The following is a 14,390-nucleotide window of genomic DNA, read 5'->3' on the forward strand; positions in this document are numbered from 1 at the left end:
CTGCCCCACAGGACAATCACTCGCCCCACCCCCATGCATTCCCATATCCATCACCTCGACGATCTGCTGCTTTTCACCGAGGTGGTGGAAAAAGGCGGCTTTTCCGCCGCCGCCCGCGTGCTCAACATGCAGCGCTCCAAGCTCAGCCGGCGCGTGGCCGAGCTGGAAGCCCGCCTGGGCCTGCGGCTGCTCCAGCGCAACACGCGGCGGGTTTCGCTCACGCCCATGGGTGAACAGATCTACGTGCATGCGCTGGCGATGGCGCGCGAGGCCCGCAGCGCCTTCGACCTGGCGGCCGCCATGGGCGACACGCCCAGCGGCCTGCTGCGCATGACGGCGCCCTCGGCGCTGGCGGTGACGCTCCTGGGCGAACTGGTGGCTCGCTTTTGCCTGCAGCATCCCGGCGTGCGGGTGCTGCTGGACACCCGCGACCAGGTCATCGACCTGGTGGGCGAAGGCTACGACCTGGCCTTCCGCGCCCAGGGCGCCTCGCTCACCGACTCGCGGCTGGTGGCGCGCGAACTGGCGCCGGTGCCGCTGATCCTGGTCGCAGCCCCCGCCATGGCCCGGGCCGCGCCGCGCCATCCGCGCGACCTGAACGCGCTGCCCCTGCTGGCCCATGCGACCCAGGACAGCCCGCAGAGCTGGCACTTCGTCGGCCCGGCGGGCGAGGCCGAATCGATCGAATTCCGCCCCCGCTGCCTCAGCAGCAACCTGGCGGCGCTGCGCGAAATGGCGCGCGCCGGACTGGGGGTGGCGCTGCTGCCGCACTACCTATGCGCCGGCTCCCTGGCCAAAGGCGATCTGGCGCAATTGCTGCCCGCCTGGCGCGCCGCGCCGGCACGCATCTACGCCGTCATGCCCGCCCGCCGCGGCGCGCCCTTGGCCTTGCGGCGCTTCCTGGATTTCGCGGCCGCCGAAATGCCGGCGCTGCTGGCCTGACGCGCGCCGCTCAATCCAGGCGGATATGGTTGGCCTGGATCACCCCATTCCAGCGCTCGCGATCCTCGGCCAGATAGGCATCGACCTCGGCCTGGCCGCGCGGCGCCTGGATCACCAGGCCTTGCGCCTGGAAGCGGTCGCGGAAATCCGCCTGGCGCATCACCGCGGCCACGGCCTCGCGCAGCCTGTCCGCCTCGGCCGGCGGCGTGCCGCGCGGCACGGCCACGCCGAACCACGTCGCGGCGCGAAAGCCGGCAAACCCACTCTCGGCCACGGTGGGCACGTCAGGCAGCACCGGCAACCGCTGGGCGCCGGTCACGGCCAGGGCCTTGATCTTGTTCTCGCGAACCAGCGGCAATGACGTGCTGATGACGTCCACCATCAGCTGGGTGTCGTTGGCCATCAGCGAACTCAATGCCGGCGCGCTGCCGTTGTAGGGAACATGCGCCACGTCGATGCCGGTGCGCGACTTCAACAGTTCGGTCGCCAGTTGCAGCGGATTGCCGATACCCACGGAGGCATAGTTCAACTTGCCCGGGCGGGCGCGGGCGTAGTCGACGAATTGCGCCAGCGTCGAGGCCGGCACGCTGTTGTTGGCGACCACCACCAGCGGCAATTCCGCCACCACCGACAGCACCCGGAAGTCCCGCTGCGCGTCGTACGAGATCTTGCGATAGAGCATGGGGTTGAGCACCATGCTGGCATTGCTGGCCAGGAACAGCGTGTAGCCATCGGGCTGGGCCCGCGCCACTTGCGTGGCCGCGATCATCGTGTTGGCGCCCGGCTTGTTTTCCACCACCACCGGTTGCGCCAGTTCCTGAGACAGCCTTTCGGCCAGCACCCGCGACAACAGGTCGGCCGCGCCGCCCGGCGTATACGGCACGACCAGCTTGACCGGCCGTTCCGGAAACGCCGCCAGGGCGGGCGATGCGGCGGCCATGCACAACAGCAGCGCGGCCGCGGCGCGGCCTATCCCAGAATTCTTCATGAACATGCTTGTCTCCCCTGTGGTGATGGCGTACGGCCCGGGATGCGCGCCGCCTTGGTATTCCTAGACCTTCCTGTCGCGCTCGGCCCAGAACGCGTCGCGCAGGCGGCGCTTGGCGATCTTGCCGTTGTCATCGCGCGGCAGGGTCTGCCGCAACCGCAATTCGCGCGGCACCTTGTAGCGCGCCACCCTCGTGGACAGCCAGCGCAGCACTTCCTCGGGCGCCAGCGCGGTGTCCGCCGCCGGCTGAACCAGTGCCAGCAAGCGTTCGCCGAACTCGTCGTCAGGCACGCCGAACACCGCGCAATCGGCCACGCCCGGGTACTGCGTCAGGTGGTGTTCGATTTCCGCGGGATAGATGTTCACGCCGCCGGAGATCACCATGTCCGATTCGCGGTCGCACACGAACAGGTAGCCGTCGTCGTCCAGGTAGCCCAGGTCGCCGAGGCCGATCAATCCATCGCGTTCGATCCGGCTGCGCGCTTGCGGGTTGTTGCGGTAGGTGAAGTCGGCGTAGGCCGGCTGGCGCACATGGATGCGGCCGATCTGGCCGGGCGCGCAGAGCGCGCCGTCGTCGCCGTAGATCCGAATCTGCGCGCCGCCGATCGGCCGGCCGGCGCTGCCCGGCCGGGCCAGCGCTTCGTGCGAATCGATGACCGTCACCATGCCGGCCTCGCTGGAGGCATAGGTCTCGTGGATCACCGGCCCCAGCCAATCGATCATGGCGCGCTTGAGCGCCGGCGCGCAGGGGGCCCCGGTCGAGGCCACGAAGCGCAGCGAAGACAGGTCGAAGGCGGCACGCTGGGCCGGATCCAGCTTGAGCAGGCGCACGTACATGATGGGCACCAGGTAGACCGTGTCGATGCGATGGCGCTCGATCAGGCGCAACACCTCCAGCGGATCGAACCGCGGCGCCAGCACCAGGGTCTCGCAGACCCGCAGCGCCACCTGGGCGAACACGCTGGGCGCGCTATGGTAGACCGGCGCGGGCAGCAATGCGCGGCAGCCGGGCCGCAAGCCGTACGCCTGCTCCACCACCGCCTCGACCGCCGCCAGCCGCTGCGCCAACTGGTCCAGCGGAAACGGCGCGCGCACCACGCCCTTCGGCCGGCCGGTGGTGCCGGAGGTATAGGCCATGTGGCCGCGCGGCGCCACCACCGGGCCGTCGTAGGGCGCCTGCGCCTCGCGCCAGCTGGCGTAATCCTCGGACACGGCAGCCGCGCCCACGCGACGCGACGGCAGGTCCGCCGGCAGCGCCGCTCTGGCGGCCTGCCACAAGTCTTCCTCGGCGATCAGCAGGCGCGCGCCGCTGTCGCGCACCAGGTAGGCAACCTCGTCGGGCGTGTAATGCCAGTTGATCGGGCAGTAATAGCAGCCCAGGCGCTTGCAGGCCTGGATGATCTCCAGGTAGGGCATGCCGTTGCGCAGCAGCACCGCCACCACGTCGCCCTCCCCGATCCCCATGGCCGCCAGGCCCGCCGCGACCTGCTCGCCGCGACGCATCAGGGCCGCGCGGTCCAACTGGCAGTCGCCGGCGATGATGCGGCCGGCCCCTTGCGTGACGGATGCGCTCATGCCTGGCCCGCCGAGCGTTGCGCCTTGTCGGCGGCGGTGCGCGCCTCGATGGCGGCGCGCGCGGCGGCCCAATCGTCGTCCGACCAATCGAAATACTGCTTGAAGTACGCGCCATTGGCCAGGTAGTCGCCACCGTCCAGGGCGATGGTCTGGCCGTTGATCCAATCGTTGCCCGGCGCCAGCAGGAACGCGGCCAGTTCGCCGATATCCTGGCCCTGCCCCAGCCGCTGCATCGGATTCTGCTTGACCAGCGCGTCGGTGCCGCTGTCGTTGGGCCGCAGCCGCGCCGATGCGCCCTCGGTCGGGATGACGCCCGGCGCAATGGCATTCAGGCGGATGCCGTGCCGGCCCCATTCGACAGCCAGCGATTTGGTCATGGCGTCGATGCCGGCCTTGGACATGGCGGACGGCACCACGAACGGCGAGCCGGTCCAGACCCAGGTCACGACGATGGACACCACCGCCCCGGACGCGCCGCTGCCGATCCAGCGCTTGCCCACGGCCTGGGTCATGTAGAACGTGCCACGAAAGACCGTGTCGGCGATGGCATTGAAGCCCCGTTCGGACAGTTTTTCGGTGGGGCTGATGAAATTGCCGGCGGCATTGTTCACCAGCGCATCCAGCCCGCCATGCTGGTCCCAGATGCGCGCCACCATCGCGTCCACCGCGCCGGCGTCGCGAATGTCGACCGGATGGACGTGGACCTGGCCGCCGGCCTCGCCCCGCAGCGCCTGGGCGGCCTGCTCCAGCACCGCCAGGCGGCGTCCGCACAGATGCACGGTGGCGCCCAGCGCCGCCAGTTGGCGGGCCATGGCATAGCCCAGGCCGGTGCCGCCGCCGGTGATCAGGATGCGCTGGCCCTGGAACAGGTCGGCGCGGAACATGGTTTGCCGCATGGGGTGTCTCCTTGGTTTTTTTCAGAATATCCACGAACCCTTGCCGCGACAATCCTTCAGGATGGGTAAACTCTGTTTCCTCACAGGCAACAATGAAGACTGCCCATGAACACCCCGCCCGCGCTCGACCTGAACCTGATCCAGCTGTTCGTGACGATCGTCGAGGCCGGCACGCTGAGCGAGGCGGCGCTGCGCCAGGGCGTGACGCGCTCGCATGTGAGCCGCAACCTTCAAAAGCTGGAGCGGGCCTTCGGCGCGCAGTTGATCCGCCGCACCACCCGGCGGCTGGAACTGACGCACGAAGGCAGCGTCCTGTACGACCATGGCGCTCGCATGGCGCGCGAGGTCGAATCCGCGCGCCATGCGCTGCAGAAGCTGGGCGCCGAACCCACCGGCCACGTGCGGCTGAGCCTGCCCACCGGCCTGGGCGAACTGGACATGCTGCGGCCCCTGCTGGTGCGCTTCGCCCTGGAACACCCCAGCCTGAGCCTGCGGGTGCTGTTCTCGAACCGCGTCAGCGACCTGATTTCTTCGGAGATCGACGTGGCGCTGCGGGCCATCTCGGTGCCGCCGCAAGACTATGTGGCGCGCGAACTCGGCCGCATCAAGTGGCACCTGTGCGCCGCGCCCGAGTACCTGGCGCGCATGGGCATGCCGGCCCATCCCCGCGACCTGGGCCGCTTCGATTTCCTCGGGCCGCCCGGCCCCCGCCCGCAGGCCACGCTGCGCCTGCGCGGCAAGGGCCAACCGCACGAAGTCAAGCTGGCCACTCGCCTGCAATCCGAGTATTTCCCGTTCCTCGCCCAGGCCGCCCGCGAAGGCGCGGGCGTGGCGCTGTTGCCGGCCTACATCGTGCGTCCCGACCTGGAGGCCGGGCGCCTGCTGCAGGTGCTGCCCGCCTACCAGGCCGAAGGCCCCGGCGACAAGCTCTATATCCTGACCTCGCCAACCCCCTATCCCTCAAGCGCCCAACGCGCTCTGGTCGATTTCCTGAAACGGGAACTGGAACCCCTGCTGCGCACCTTCCTGGCCTGAGCGGGGGGGCTGCCACCCGGTGGCGCGCATGGCGGCGGCCCCCCGGTCCCCCCGCCATGCGCTTGTAGGACTTCTTTGTTAAAAAACGGGGGACTTGCAGGGATGGCTCGGCTGCCGCACAGTAGGGGTTTGCGCGGCCGCCGCGCAACCCGCAGGCCGGCGCGGGCGGGAACTTTGACGCGCCCCTCAAGTCTTATATAAGATATAAGACATAGACCGAACCCGCGCCGCTGTCGCCCGGAATGACAAACGCGCCGAAACGCCTGAAAATGCCGGCTTTACGCGGGCAAAACCACGGAGTCCATCATGCCGCACAACACCCTCGATACACTCAAGAGTTTCAAGATCGGCAACAAGTCCTGTCAGTACTATTCGCTGCCGGCGCTGGGCAAGGCGCTGGGCGTGGACGTGCAGCGGCTGCCGGTCTCCATCCGCATCGTGCTGGAATCCGTGCTGCGCAATTGCGATGGCAAGAAGGTGACCGAGGAACACGTGCGCCAGCTCGCCAACTGGCAGGCCAACGCCAAGCGCGAGGATGAAATCCCGTTCGTGGTGGCGCGCGTGGTGCTGCAGGACTTCACCGGCGTGCCGCTGCTGGCGGACATCGCCGCCATGCGCTCGGTGGCCGACAAGATGGGCAAGAGCCCCAAGAGCATCGAACCGCTGGTGCCGGTGGACCTGGTGGTGGACCACTCGGTCATGATCGACTACTTCGGCACCAAGAATGCGCTGGACCTGAACATGAAGCTGGAATTCAAGCGCAACCAGGAGCGCTACCAGTTCATGAAGTGGGGCATGCAGGCCTTCGACACCTTCGGCGTGGTGCCCCCGGGCTTCGGCATCGTCCACCAGGTCAACCTGGAATACCTGGCGCGCGGCGTGCACCAGGACAAGAAGAACAACGTCTACTACCCGGATTCGCTGGTGGGCACCGACAGCCACACCACCATGATCAACGGCATCGGCGTGGTCGGCTGGGGCGTGGGCGGCATCGAGGCCGAGGCCGGCATGCTGGGCCAGCCGGTGTACTTCCTGACCCCCGACGTGGTCGGCGTGGAACTCAAGGGCAAGCTGCGCGGCGGCGTCACCGCCACCGACCTGGTGCTGACCATCACCGAAATGCTGCGCCGTGAAAAAGTGGTCGGCAAGTTTGTCGAGTTCTGTGGCGAAGGCACGGCCAGCCTGTCGGTGGCCGAACGCGCCACCATCGGCAACATGGCGCCCGAATACGGCGCTACCATGGGCTTCTTCCCGGTCGACGGACGCACCATCGACTACTTCCGCGGCACCGGCCGCACCGAAGACGAAATCGCCGCGTTCGAGGCCTATTTCAAGGCCCAGGACATGTTTGGCGTGCCCGCCGCCCAGGACATCAACTACACCAAGCTGCTGACGCTGGACCTGTCCACCGTGGCGCCGTCCCTGGCCGGCCCCAAGCGCCCGCAGGACCGCATCGAGATCGGCAACGTCAAGAGCACCTTCATCGACCTGTTCTCCAAGCCGGTCGCCGAGAACGGCTTCAACCAGCCGGCCGAGAAGCTGCAGCAGACCTTCACCACCAGCACCGGCACCAAGGTCAAGAACGGCGACATCCTGATCGCCGCCATCACCTCGTGCACCAACACCTCCAACCCCAGCGTGCTGCTGGCGGCGGGCCTGCTGGCCAAGAAGGCCGTCGAAGCCGGCCTGAAGGTGCCCAAGCACATCAAGACCTCGCTGGCCCCCGGATCGCGCGTGGTCACCGAATACCTGACCAAGACCGGCCTGCTGCCCTACCTGGAGAAGCTGGGCTTCGACGTGGCCGCCTACGGCTGCACCACCTGCATCGGCAACGCCGGCGACCTGACGCCCGACCTGAACGAGGTCATCACCAGCAACGACCTGGTGTGCTCGGCGGTGCTGTCCGGCAACCGCAACTTCGAGGCGCGCATCCACCCGAACATCAAGGCCAACTTCCTGGCCTCGCCGCCGCTGGTGGTGGCCTACGCGCTGGCCGGCACCGTGACGCGCGACCTGATGACCGAACCGGTCGGCCGCGGCAAGAACGGCGACATCTGGCTGGGCGACATCTGGCCGACCACCGAGGAAGTCGAGGCGCTGCTCAAGTACGCGCTGGACCCGAAGGCCTTCGAGGCCAACTACGGCCAGGTCAAGAGCAACCCCGGCAAGCTGTGGGAGAACATCAAGGGCGTCACGGGCGAGACCTACAACTGGCCCGATTCCACCTACATCGCCGAGCCGCCTTTCTTCGAGGGCTTCGGCATGACCCCGGGCGCGATGCCGACCGTCAAGAACGCCCGCGCGCTGGGCGTGTTCGGCGACTCGGTCACCACCGACCACATCTCGCCGGCCGGTTCCATCAAGGAAACCTCGCCCGCGGGCAAGTGGCTCAAGGAACACGGCGTCATGAAGGCCGATTTCAACAGCTACGGCTCGCGCCGCGGCAACCATGAAATCATGATGCGCGGCACCTTCGCCAACGTGCGCATCAAGAACCTGATGATCCCGGCGCGTCCCGACGGCAGCCGCTTCGAAGGCGGTGAAACCCTGTTCCAGCCGAGCGGCGAACAGATGTCGATCTACGACGCGGCCATGAAGTACGTGGCGGCCGGCACGCCTACCGTGGTGTTCGGCGGCGAAGAATACGGCACCGGCTCGTCGCGCGACTGGGCCGCCAAGGGCACCCAGCTGCTGGGCGTCAAGGCCGTCATCACGCGCAGCTTCGAGCGCATCCACCGCAGCAACCTGGTGGGCATGGGCGTGCTGCCGCTGCAGTTCAAGGGCAACGACAGCGTGCAGTCGCTGGGCATCACCGGCGAGGAAACCTACGACATCTCGGGCCTGGAGAACGGCATCAAGCCGATGCAGGACGTGACGCTGACGATCACCCGCAAGGATGGTTCGAAGCAGGACGTGACGCTGCTGCTGCGCATCGACACCCCGATCGAGGTCGACTACTACCAGCACGGCGGCATCCTGCCCTTCGTGCTGCGCCAGCTGCTGGCCGCGTAACGCCCGGGCCGCAAAGGCAAAGCCCCTGGAACCGAGGTTCCAGGGGCTTTTTTCATGGCCGCGCGCCGCCTGCCATCGCGGCGCGTGGCAGGCTCACCCCATCATTGCGCGACCAGTTCGACCCGGCGGTTCTTGGCGCGGCCGGCCTCGGCGTCGTTGGCCGCCACCGGCGCCAGCGAGGCCACGCCGCGCGCCGACAGGCGCGCGGCCGGGATCTTGTAGCCCGACTCCAGCGCCTTGACCACGGCGTCGGCGCGCTTTTGCGACAGCTCCAGGTTGCCGGCAAGCGTGCCCTGGTTGTCGGTGTGGCCGAGCACGTAGACCTTCAGCTTGGGGTTGGCGTTGAGCAGCTTGCCCATCTCGTCCAGCGCCGCCTTCGATTCGGCCTTGACCTCGGCCTTGTCGGTATCGAAGTACACGCCGTAGACCGCGACGCGGCCCGATTCGGCCAGCGATTTCTGCATGGCGGCCATGTCCAGCACCTTGACCTGGCCGGTCTGCATAGGCTTGGTCTCGATCACCTGCTGGAACACCGGCGTGATGTTGTTGGAGCTGTCTTCCATCACGTCCAGGAACACGTAGATGTCGCCAGTGGGCGCCTCTTTCTTTGCCAGCACCGCGTAGTACTTGCCGCCGAACGCGGCGTCGCCCTGGCCGGGCTGGCTGACCTTGCCGCTGTTCAGGACGAACGACTGGAAGTCGCTGCCGCACTGCTCGTCGCCCCTGCATTCGAACACGGTCTTGAAGCCGCCGGCCTGCAGCGCGCCCTGGTAGTTGCGATAGACCTCCAGCGCCGACTTCTTGCCGTCGATGCGATAGGCGATGCGCGTCAGCTTGCCTTCCAGCGTCAGGCCCTTGGCCTCGCTTTCGCGGGTGATGGGCTGGTTGGGCATCAGGGCTTCGTCGTAATCCTTGAATTCGTAGGCACGGATCTCGGCACCCGCGAAACGGGTCAGGGCGGGATGGTCGCGGGAGCCCTCGACGTCCTCGGCCCAGGCGGGCGAAGCCGCCGTCAGCGTGGCGGCGACGATGGCCAGACTCGCGGCTTTCACGATATGCGCATTCACGATCTCTACACTCCCGGCCGGATGGCTCCGGCATGCGTCCAGAACAGGAAAACGCCCGCATTGCGGGCGGCAGCCATTATGCATAGACGCAGCGGGGTTTGGTACCGCATGGGGTAACCAAACGTTGGCGGCGGTGAGGGGCGTCAACAGGCCTTAGTGGAACGCATAGGCGTCCATCGCCAATGCGCCATACGAAATCTCATCCGTGAGCCGCGTGACCTGCGGGCCGCCCGCGCCCAGCGCCACGTACAGCGGCATCAGGTGGTCGTCGTGCGGATGGGCCTGCGCCGCGCCCGGCGCCCGCGCCTGCCAGTCGAGCAGCGCCGGCACGTCGTGGGCCGCAAGGCGATCGGCATACCACGCCTGGAAGGCCGGCACGTACGGCGCGGGCGGCGCATCCTGCGGCATGCGCACGTCGCGCAGGTTGTGCGTCAGCGAGCCCGAGCCGATGATCAGGACGTCCTCGTCGCGCAGCGGCGCCAGGGCGCGGCCCAGTTCCAGCTGGCCGGCGGCATCGCGGCCCATGTCCAGCGACAGTTGCACCACCGGCACGTCGACTTCGGGATACAGGTAGCGCAGCGGCACCCAGGCGCCATGGTCCAGCGGCCGGCGCGGATCGCGGTCGGCGGCGATGCCGCCCTCGGCCAGCAGGGCCTGGACGCGCGCCGCCAGCTCGGGCGAGCCGGGCGCGGCGTATTGCAGCGTGTAGAGCTCGGGCGGAAAGCCGCCGAAGTCGTGCCAGGCCACCTGCCGGTCTCGGGTGGACAGGGCAAGGCCGTGGCCCATCCAGTGCGGCGACACCACCAGAATCGCGCCGGGCTTGCGGCCCAGGGAGCGACTCCAGGCGGCCAGCGCCGCGCCCGTCGCGCCGGGCTCGACGGCCAGCATGGGAGAACCGTGGGAAACGAAAAGCGTGGGCCAGCGCATGGCGGCGCCTCCAGGAAATATCGATGCCTTGATTGTCGGGCGATTCCAATCGGCAATAAACCCTTTCAAAAGGGATGGTCTGTTGCCAGATAAGCACCAATGCAGGCACGCCGCGCAACAGCGGCCCGATGGCGACGGACCGCGCCAGCGGCCGGACCCGCGCACGCCGGCAGGCGACGGCGACCGCAAGCGTGGCGGGCGTTAAACTACGTCGTTGCACACTTACTGGACGCCCTCCGAAGTTATGGCCCGATCCCGCAGCCAATCCGCTCCCCGCTTGACCCGCGACGCCACCCGCCTCATCACGCTTGCCCAATCGCTGAACCGCTCGGGCAGCCGCGTCGAAGACGTGTACTGGGAGAATCAGCTTGGCGAAGCGATTCCGAAGCTGCTCAAGGCAGGCCAGGATGCCCCGCTGGAAGCCGCGCTGGACCACCTGGCCCAGGGCGACGTGGGCGCGTATGAAGTCCTGATCGAGCAGGCCGAGACGCTGTCCGAGTCGATGAAGATCGACAAGAACGGCGTGCGCTACGACATCCTCCTGATCGTCGCGCCCGTCGTCGCCTGGACGCGCTACGCCATCCCCACCGGCCCGGTCCCGGCCGGCGCCCAGCAGGCGCTGCTGGCGCAGCTGCATGGCCATGTGCTGTCGAGCCAGGCGCGCAGCGCGCTGATGCCGCACCTGGTCAGCGTCGACCAGATGCCGCGCACGTTCTCCGAAACCTGGCAATGGCTGCAACGGCTGGGCTCGCAGGCGCTGGGCGCCGAGACCACCAAGCCGGCGCTGAACACCGAAGTCGAAACCGCCAACATGCTGGCCGACACGCGCTACATCGTGGCGGCCGTGGCGGTGCCCGAGTTCGCGCCCGTGTTCCGCTGGCAGGAACAGATCGGCGAGGCCGACGCCAGCCGCGACGCCTGCCTGGCGCAATGGGCCGCGCAGGCCCAGCCGACGCTGGCCGGCCTGCTGCCGGGCTGCGGTTTCGAGGCCCTGCTGCCGGACGCCTACTACGTCAGCAACCGCGAGGCCGACCGCCGCGTGCGGCCGCTGTCGCTGCGCGCCGCCATCAGCTGGCTCGAAGGCGCGGTCAGCCTCGATGCCTCGCAGCTGCGCGCCGTGATCGCCGGCTGTGGCGAAAGCCGCGTCGACGAGTACCGCGTCAGCTTCACCGCGCGCAACAGCAACGACGTCTATTACGGCTGCGTCTGGCCGTTGTACGGCCGCGAGGAAGACCTGCCGGCCGACGAGGGCCAGCCCGACGTGGTCGATGAAATCGCCGCGCTGCTCAAGGAATACGGCGTGAGCGACGTGCGCCGCATTCCCGGCGTGCTGCCGCCCGAATACTGCGAGGATTGCGGCGCGCCCTACTTCCCCAATCCGCTGGGCGAACTGGTGCACGCCGAGCTGCCCGAGGACGCCGAGGCCGCGCCCGCCAAGTTCCACTGAGCCGCGCCGATGCAAGCGGACATCTTCTGCCGCGTGGTCGACAACTACGGCGACATCGGCGTCTGCTGGCGCTTGGCGCGGCGGCTGGCGCACGGCCATGGCTGGGAGGTGCGCCTGTGGGTCGACGACCTGGCCAGCTTCGCGCGCATCCAGCCCGGCATCGACGCCGGCCTGGCGCGCCAGGCCTTCAATGGCGTGGATATCGTGCGCTGGTCGGACACGCCCGACCCGGCGCTGGGCGCGCGCGACGTGGTGATCGAAGCCTTCGCCTGCGACCCGCCCGAACCCTTCCTGGATAGCATGCGCCAGCGCCATCCGGCCTGGATCAACCTGGAATACCTGAGCGCCGAAGCCTGGGTGGAAAGCTGCCACGGCCTGCCGTCGCAGCGGCCCGACGGGCTGGTCAAGCACTTCTACTTCCCGGGCTTCACGCCGGCCACCGGCGGCCTGCTGCGCGAACCGGGCCTGTCGGCCGAACGCGACGCGTTCCAGGCCGACACGGCGGCCCAGGACACTTTCCTGCGCGGCCTGGGCGTGACCGAAGCGCATCTGTCGCTGCGGCACAACGGCGCCCGTACCATGTCCCTGTTTTGTTATCCGGACGCCCCCGTCGACGGCCTGGCGCGAGCCCTGGCCGCGGACCCGCGGCCGGCATTGCTGCTGGCGCCGGAAGGGGTCGCCCCGGGCCTGGAAGCGGCCTGCGCCATGCCCGGCGGCCCGGCCGTGGCGCGCCTGCCGTTCGTGGCCCAGCCGGATTTCGACCGCGTGCTGTGGTGCGCCGACCTGAACTTCGTGCGCGGCGAGGATTCCTTCGTGCGCGCCGCCTGGGCCGCCAGGCCGCTGGTCTGGCAGATCTACCCCCAGGACGAGAACATCCATCTGGAAAAGCTGGACGCCTGGCTGGCTCGCTATCCGGCCCCTGAAACCGCCACCGCGCTCATGCGCGCCTGGAACCAGCCCGGCGCGGGCGCGGCAACCGCCGCGGCGCTGGCCGCCGCGCTGGCGCCGCCGGCCTGGCAGGCCTGGGCCCGCGCCGCGCGCGACTGGGACGCGGCGCAGGCCGCCCGTCCCGACCTGGCGGAAAATCTGGCCGGCTTTTGCGCAGAGTTGGCCAAGAAACGCTAGAATAGAGAGTTTTCTGAGACGCCTGGAATTTTCGGCGCCTCAACTATGACGCCTCCCGGGGTGTGCATGAAGCCGAGTGTGCGGGCCCCTTTGCGGGCCTTCGGGCTCAGGACGGACGGGCCTCGCGGCACCGGCGCCTGGCGCCTTCATTTGCGGCGGCTTCCTGCAAGCACGGCGAGTGCACCCTTTCCCCCCGGAGTTTTATCGATGAAAACCGCTCAGGAATTGCGAGTCGGCAACGTGGTCATGGTCGGCAAGGATCCCCTCGTGGTCCAGAAGGCCGAATACAACAAGTCCGGCCGTAACGCCGCCGTCGTCAAGCTGAAGTTCAAGAACCTCTTGACCGCCTCGGCCAGCGAATCGGTCTACAAGGCCGACGAAAAGTTCGAAGTCGTCCAGCTCGATCGCAAGGAGTGCACGTACTCCTACTTCGGCGACCCGATGTACGTCTTCATGGACGAAGAGTACAACCAGTACGAAATCGAAGCCGAAAGCATGGGCGACGCGCTGAACTACCTGGAAGAAGCGATGCCCGTGGAAGTGGTCTTCTACGACGGCCGCGCCATCTCGGTGGAACTGCCCACGACCATCGTGCGCGAAATCACCTACACCGAACCGGCCGTCCGCGGCGACACGTCGGGCAAGGTGACCAAGCCCGCCAAGATCAACACCGGCTACGAACTGAACGTGCCGCTGTTCTGCGCCATCGGCGACAAGATCGAAATCGACACGCGCACCAACGAATACCGCAGCCGCGTCAACAACTGATCCGGCAGCAGGTACGAAAAAGCGCCAGCCCTTCGGGGTCTGGCGCTTTTTTTTGGCCGTCGCGCGCGAGCGCCCGGGGCAGCTGGCTTACTGCAGGCGCTCGTCGTCCAGGAAGTCGGGCACGGCCATCACGTCGATGCCATCCTCGGCCAGGGCCTCGCGCTCTTCGCGCGTGGCGGTGCCGCGGATGGGGCGGTCGTCGGCATCGCCGTCATGGATACGGCGCGCTTCCTCGGCGAAACGCGCGCCGACGTTTTCGGTATTGCGCAACAGCGCCCGCACCTGACGCATGACCACCGCCTGCAGCGCGGCCATCTTCTCGGCCTCGGAGGCGCCGGCCGGCGGCGCCGGCTGCGTGGCCGGCGCATGCAGGTGCGCCACGTTCAGGCGCGGGGCGGACAGGCGCTTGGTGATGCTGGCCGAGCCGCAGACGGGACACGACACCAGGCCACGCGCCTGCTGCGCGTCATAGTCTTCGTGCGAACCGAACCAGCCCTCGAAGATGTGGCCGTGGTCGCACTGGAGGTCGAAAACTTTGAGAGCCATGATGGAAATATGGGGGCTAGCGACCAGAATACAAGAAAGCCAAAGAAAAAGCGGGCCCTGGG

At 68.1% G+C, this 14,390-nt stretch carries 12 protein-coding genes; 6 read left to right on the top strand and 6 right to left on the bottom strand.

What is annotated here, in order from left to right; genetic code table 11:
* Window positions 1-33: 33 nt before the first annotated feature.
* Window positions 34-942, top strand: coding sequence for a LysR substrate-binding domain-containing protein (locus tag AC6CR5_RS11620; RefSeq protein ID WP_026383334.1), 909 nt, complete (start codon window positions 34-36; stop codon window positions 940-942).
* A 10-nt stretch (window positions 943-952) separates the two neighbouring features.
* Here AC6CR5_RS11620 and AC6CR5_RS11625 read toward each other — a convergent pair whose 3' ends face one another.
* From AC6CR5_RS11625 to AC6CR5_RS11635, 3 genes are all read right to left on the bottom strand, one after another.
* Window positions 953-1,930 (bottom strand): Bug family tripartite tricarboxylate transporter substrate binding protein, encoded by a 978-nt coding sequence (locus tag AC6CR5_RS11625; RefSeq protein ID WP_188323901.1) that lies wholly within the window; start codon window positions 1,928-1,930, stop codon window positions 953-955.
* Window positions 1,931-1,993: 63 nt separating this feature from the next.
* Window positions 1,994-3,505: an AMP-binding protein gene (locus AC6CR5_RS11630; RefSeq protein WP_324613686.1), complete on the bottom strand. Its 1,512-nt coding sequence runs from the start codon at window positions 3,503-3,505 to the stop codon at window positions 1,994-1,996.
* Window positions 3,502-4,389: an SDR family oxidoreductase gene (locus AC6CR5_RS11635; protein WP_054507374.1), complete on the bottom strand. Its 888-nt coding sequence runs from the start codon at window positions 4,387-4,389 to the stop codon at window positions 3,502-3,504. Before AC6CR5_RS11635 ends, AC6CR5_RS11630 begins: the two co-directional genes overlap by 4 nt.
* Window positions 4,390-4,506: 117 nt before the next feature.
* On the opposite strand from AC6CR5_RS11635, the gene AC6CR5_RS11640 reads away from it, so the two are divergent.
* Together AC6CR5_RS11640 and acnA are read left to right on the top strand one after the other, a co-directional pair.
* Complete coding sequence (locus tag AC6CR5_RS11640) at window positions 4,507-5,436, top strand: LysR family transcriptional regulator (RefSeq protein WP_498085644.1); 930 nt, start codon at window positions 4,507-4,509, stop codon at window positions 5,434-5,436.
* Between the two features lie 306 nt (window positions 5,437-5,742).
* Window positions 5,743-8,448: an aconitate hydratase AcnA gene (gene acnA, locus AC6CR5_RS11645; RefSeq protein WP_498085645.1), complete on the top strand. Its 2,706-nt coding sequence runs from the start codon at window positions 5,743-5,745 to the stop codon at window positions 8,446-8,448.
* A gap of 101 nt (window positions 8,449-8,549) precedes the next feature.
* Here acnA and AC6CR5_RS11650 read toward each other — a convergent pair whose 3' ends face one another.
* Together AC6CR5_RS11650 and AC6CR5_RS11655 are read right to left on the bottom strand one after the other, a co-directional pair.
* Window positions 8,550-9,500, bottom strand: coding sequence for an OmpA family protein (locus tag AC6CR5_RS11650; protein WP_498085646.1), 951 nt, complete (start codon window positions 9,498-9,500; stop codon window positions 8,550-8,552).
* A 168-nt stretch (window positions 9,501-9,668) separates the two neighbouring features.
* Window positions 9,669-10,442 (bottom strand): DODA-type extradiol aromatic ring-opening family dioxygenase, encoded by a 774-nt coding sequence (locus tag AC6CR5_RS11655; RefSeq protein WP_498085647.1) that lies wholly within the window; start codon window positions 10,440-10,442, stop codon window positions 9,669-9,671.
* A gap of 244 nt (window positions 10,443-10,686) precedes the next feature.
* Between AC6CR5_RS11655 and AC6CR5_RS11660 the strand changes: the two genes are divergently transcribed.
* The 3 genes from AC6CR5_RS11660 to efp all read left to right on the top strand — a co-directional run bounded on the left by AC6CR5_RS11660 (window position 10,687) and on the right by efp (window position 13,782).
* On the top strand, window positions 10,687-11,889 hold the full coding sequence (locus AC6CR5_RS11660) for a DUF2863 family protein (protein WP_026383342.1): 1,203 nt from the start codon (window positions 10,687-10,689) through the stop codon (window positions 11,887-11,889).
* Window positions 11,890-11,898: 9 nt separating this feature from the next.
* Window positions 11,899-13,014, top strand: a complete 1,116-nt coding sequence (gene earP, locus AC6CR5_RS11665) for an elongation factor P maturation arginine rhamnosyltransferase EarP (protein WP_498085648.1) — start codon at window positions 11,899-11,901, stop codon at window positions 13,012-13,014.
* Window positions 13,015-13,221: 207 nt separating this feature from the next.
* Complete coding sequence (efp, locus tag AC6CR5_RS11670; protein ID WP_006220534.1) at window positions 13,222-13,782, top strand: elongation factor P; 561 nt, start codon at window positions 13,222-13,224, stop codon at window positions 13,780-13,782.
* 87 nt (window positions 13,783-13,869) lie between these two features.
* On the opposite strand, the gene AC6CR5_RS11675 is transcribed toward efp, so the two are convergent.
* On the bottom strand, window positions 13,870-14,328 hold the full coding sequence (locus tag AC6CR5_RS11675) for a DUF1178 family protein (protein WP_006387784.1): 459 nt from the start codon (window positions 14,326-14,328) through the stop codon (window positions 13,870-13,872).
* Window positions 14,329-14,390 lie beyond the last annotated feature (62 nt).

The sequence above is a fragment of the Achromobacter sp. EG18 genome, from assembly GCF_059759395.1.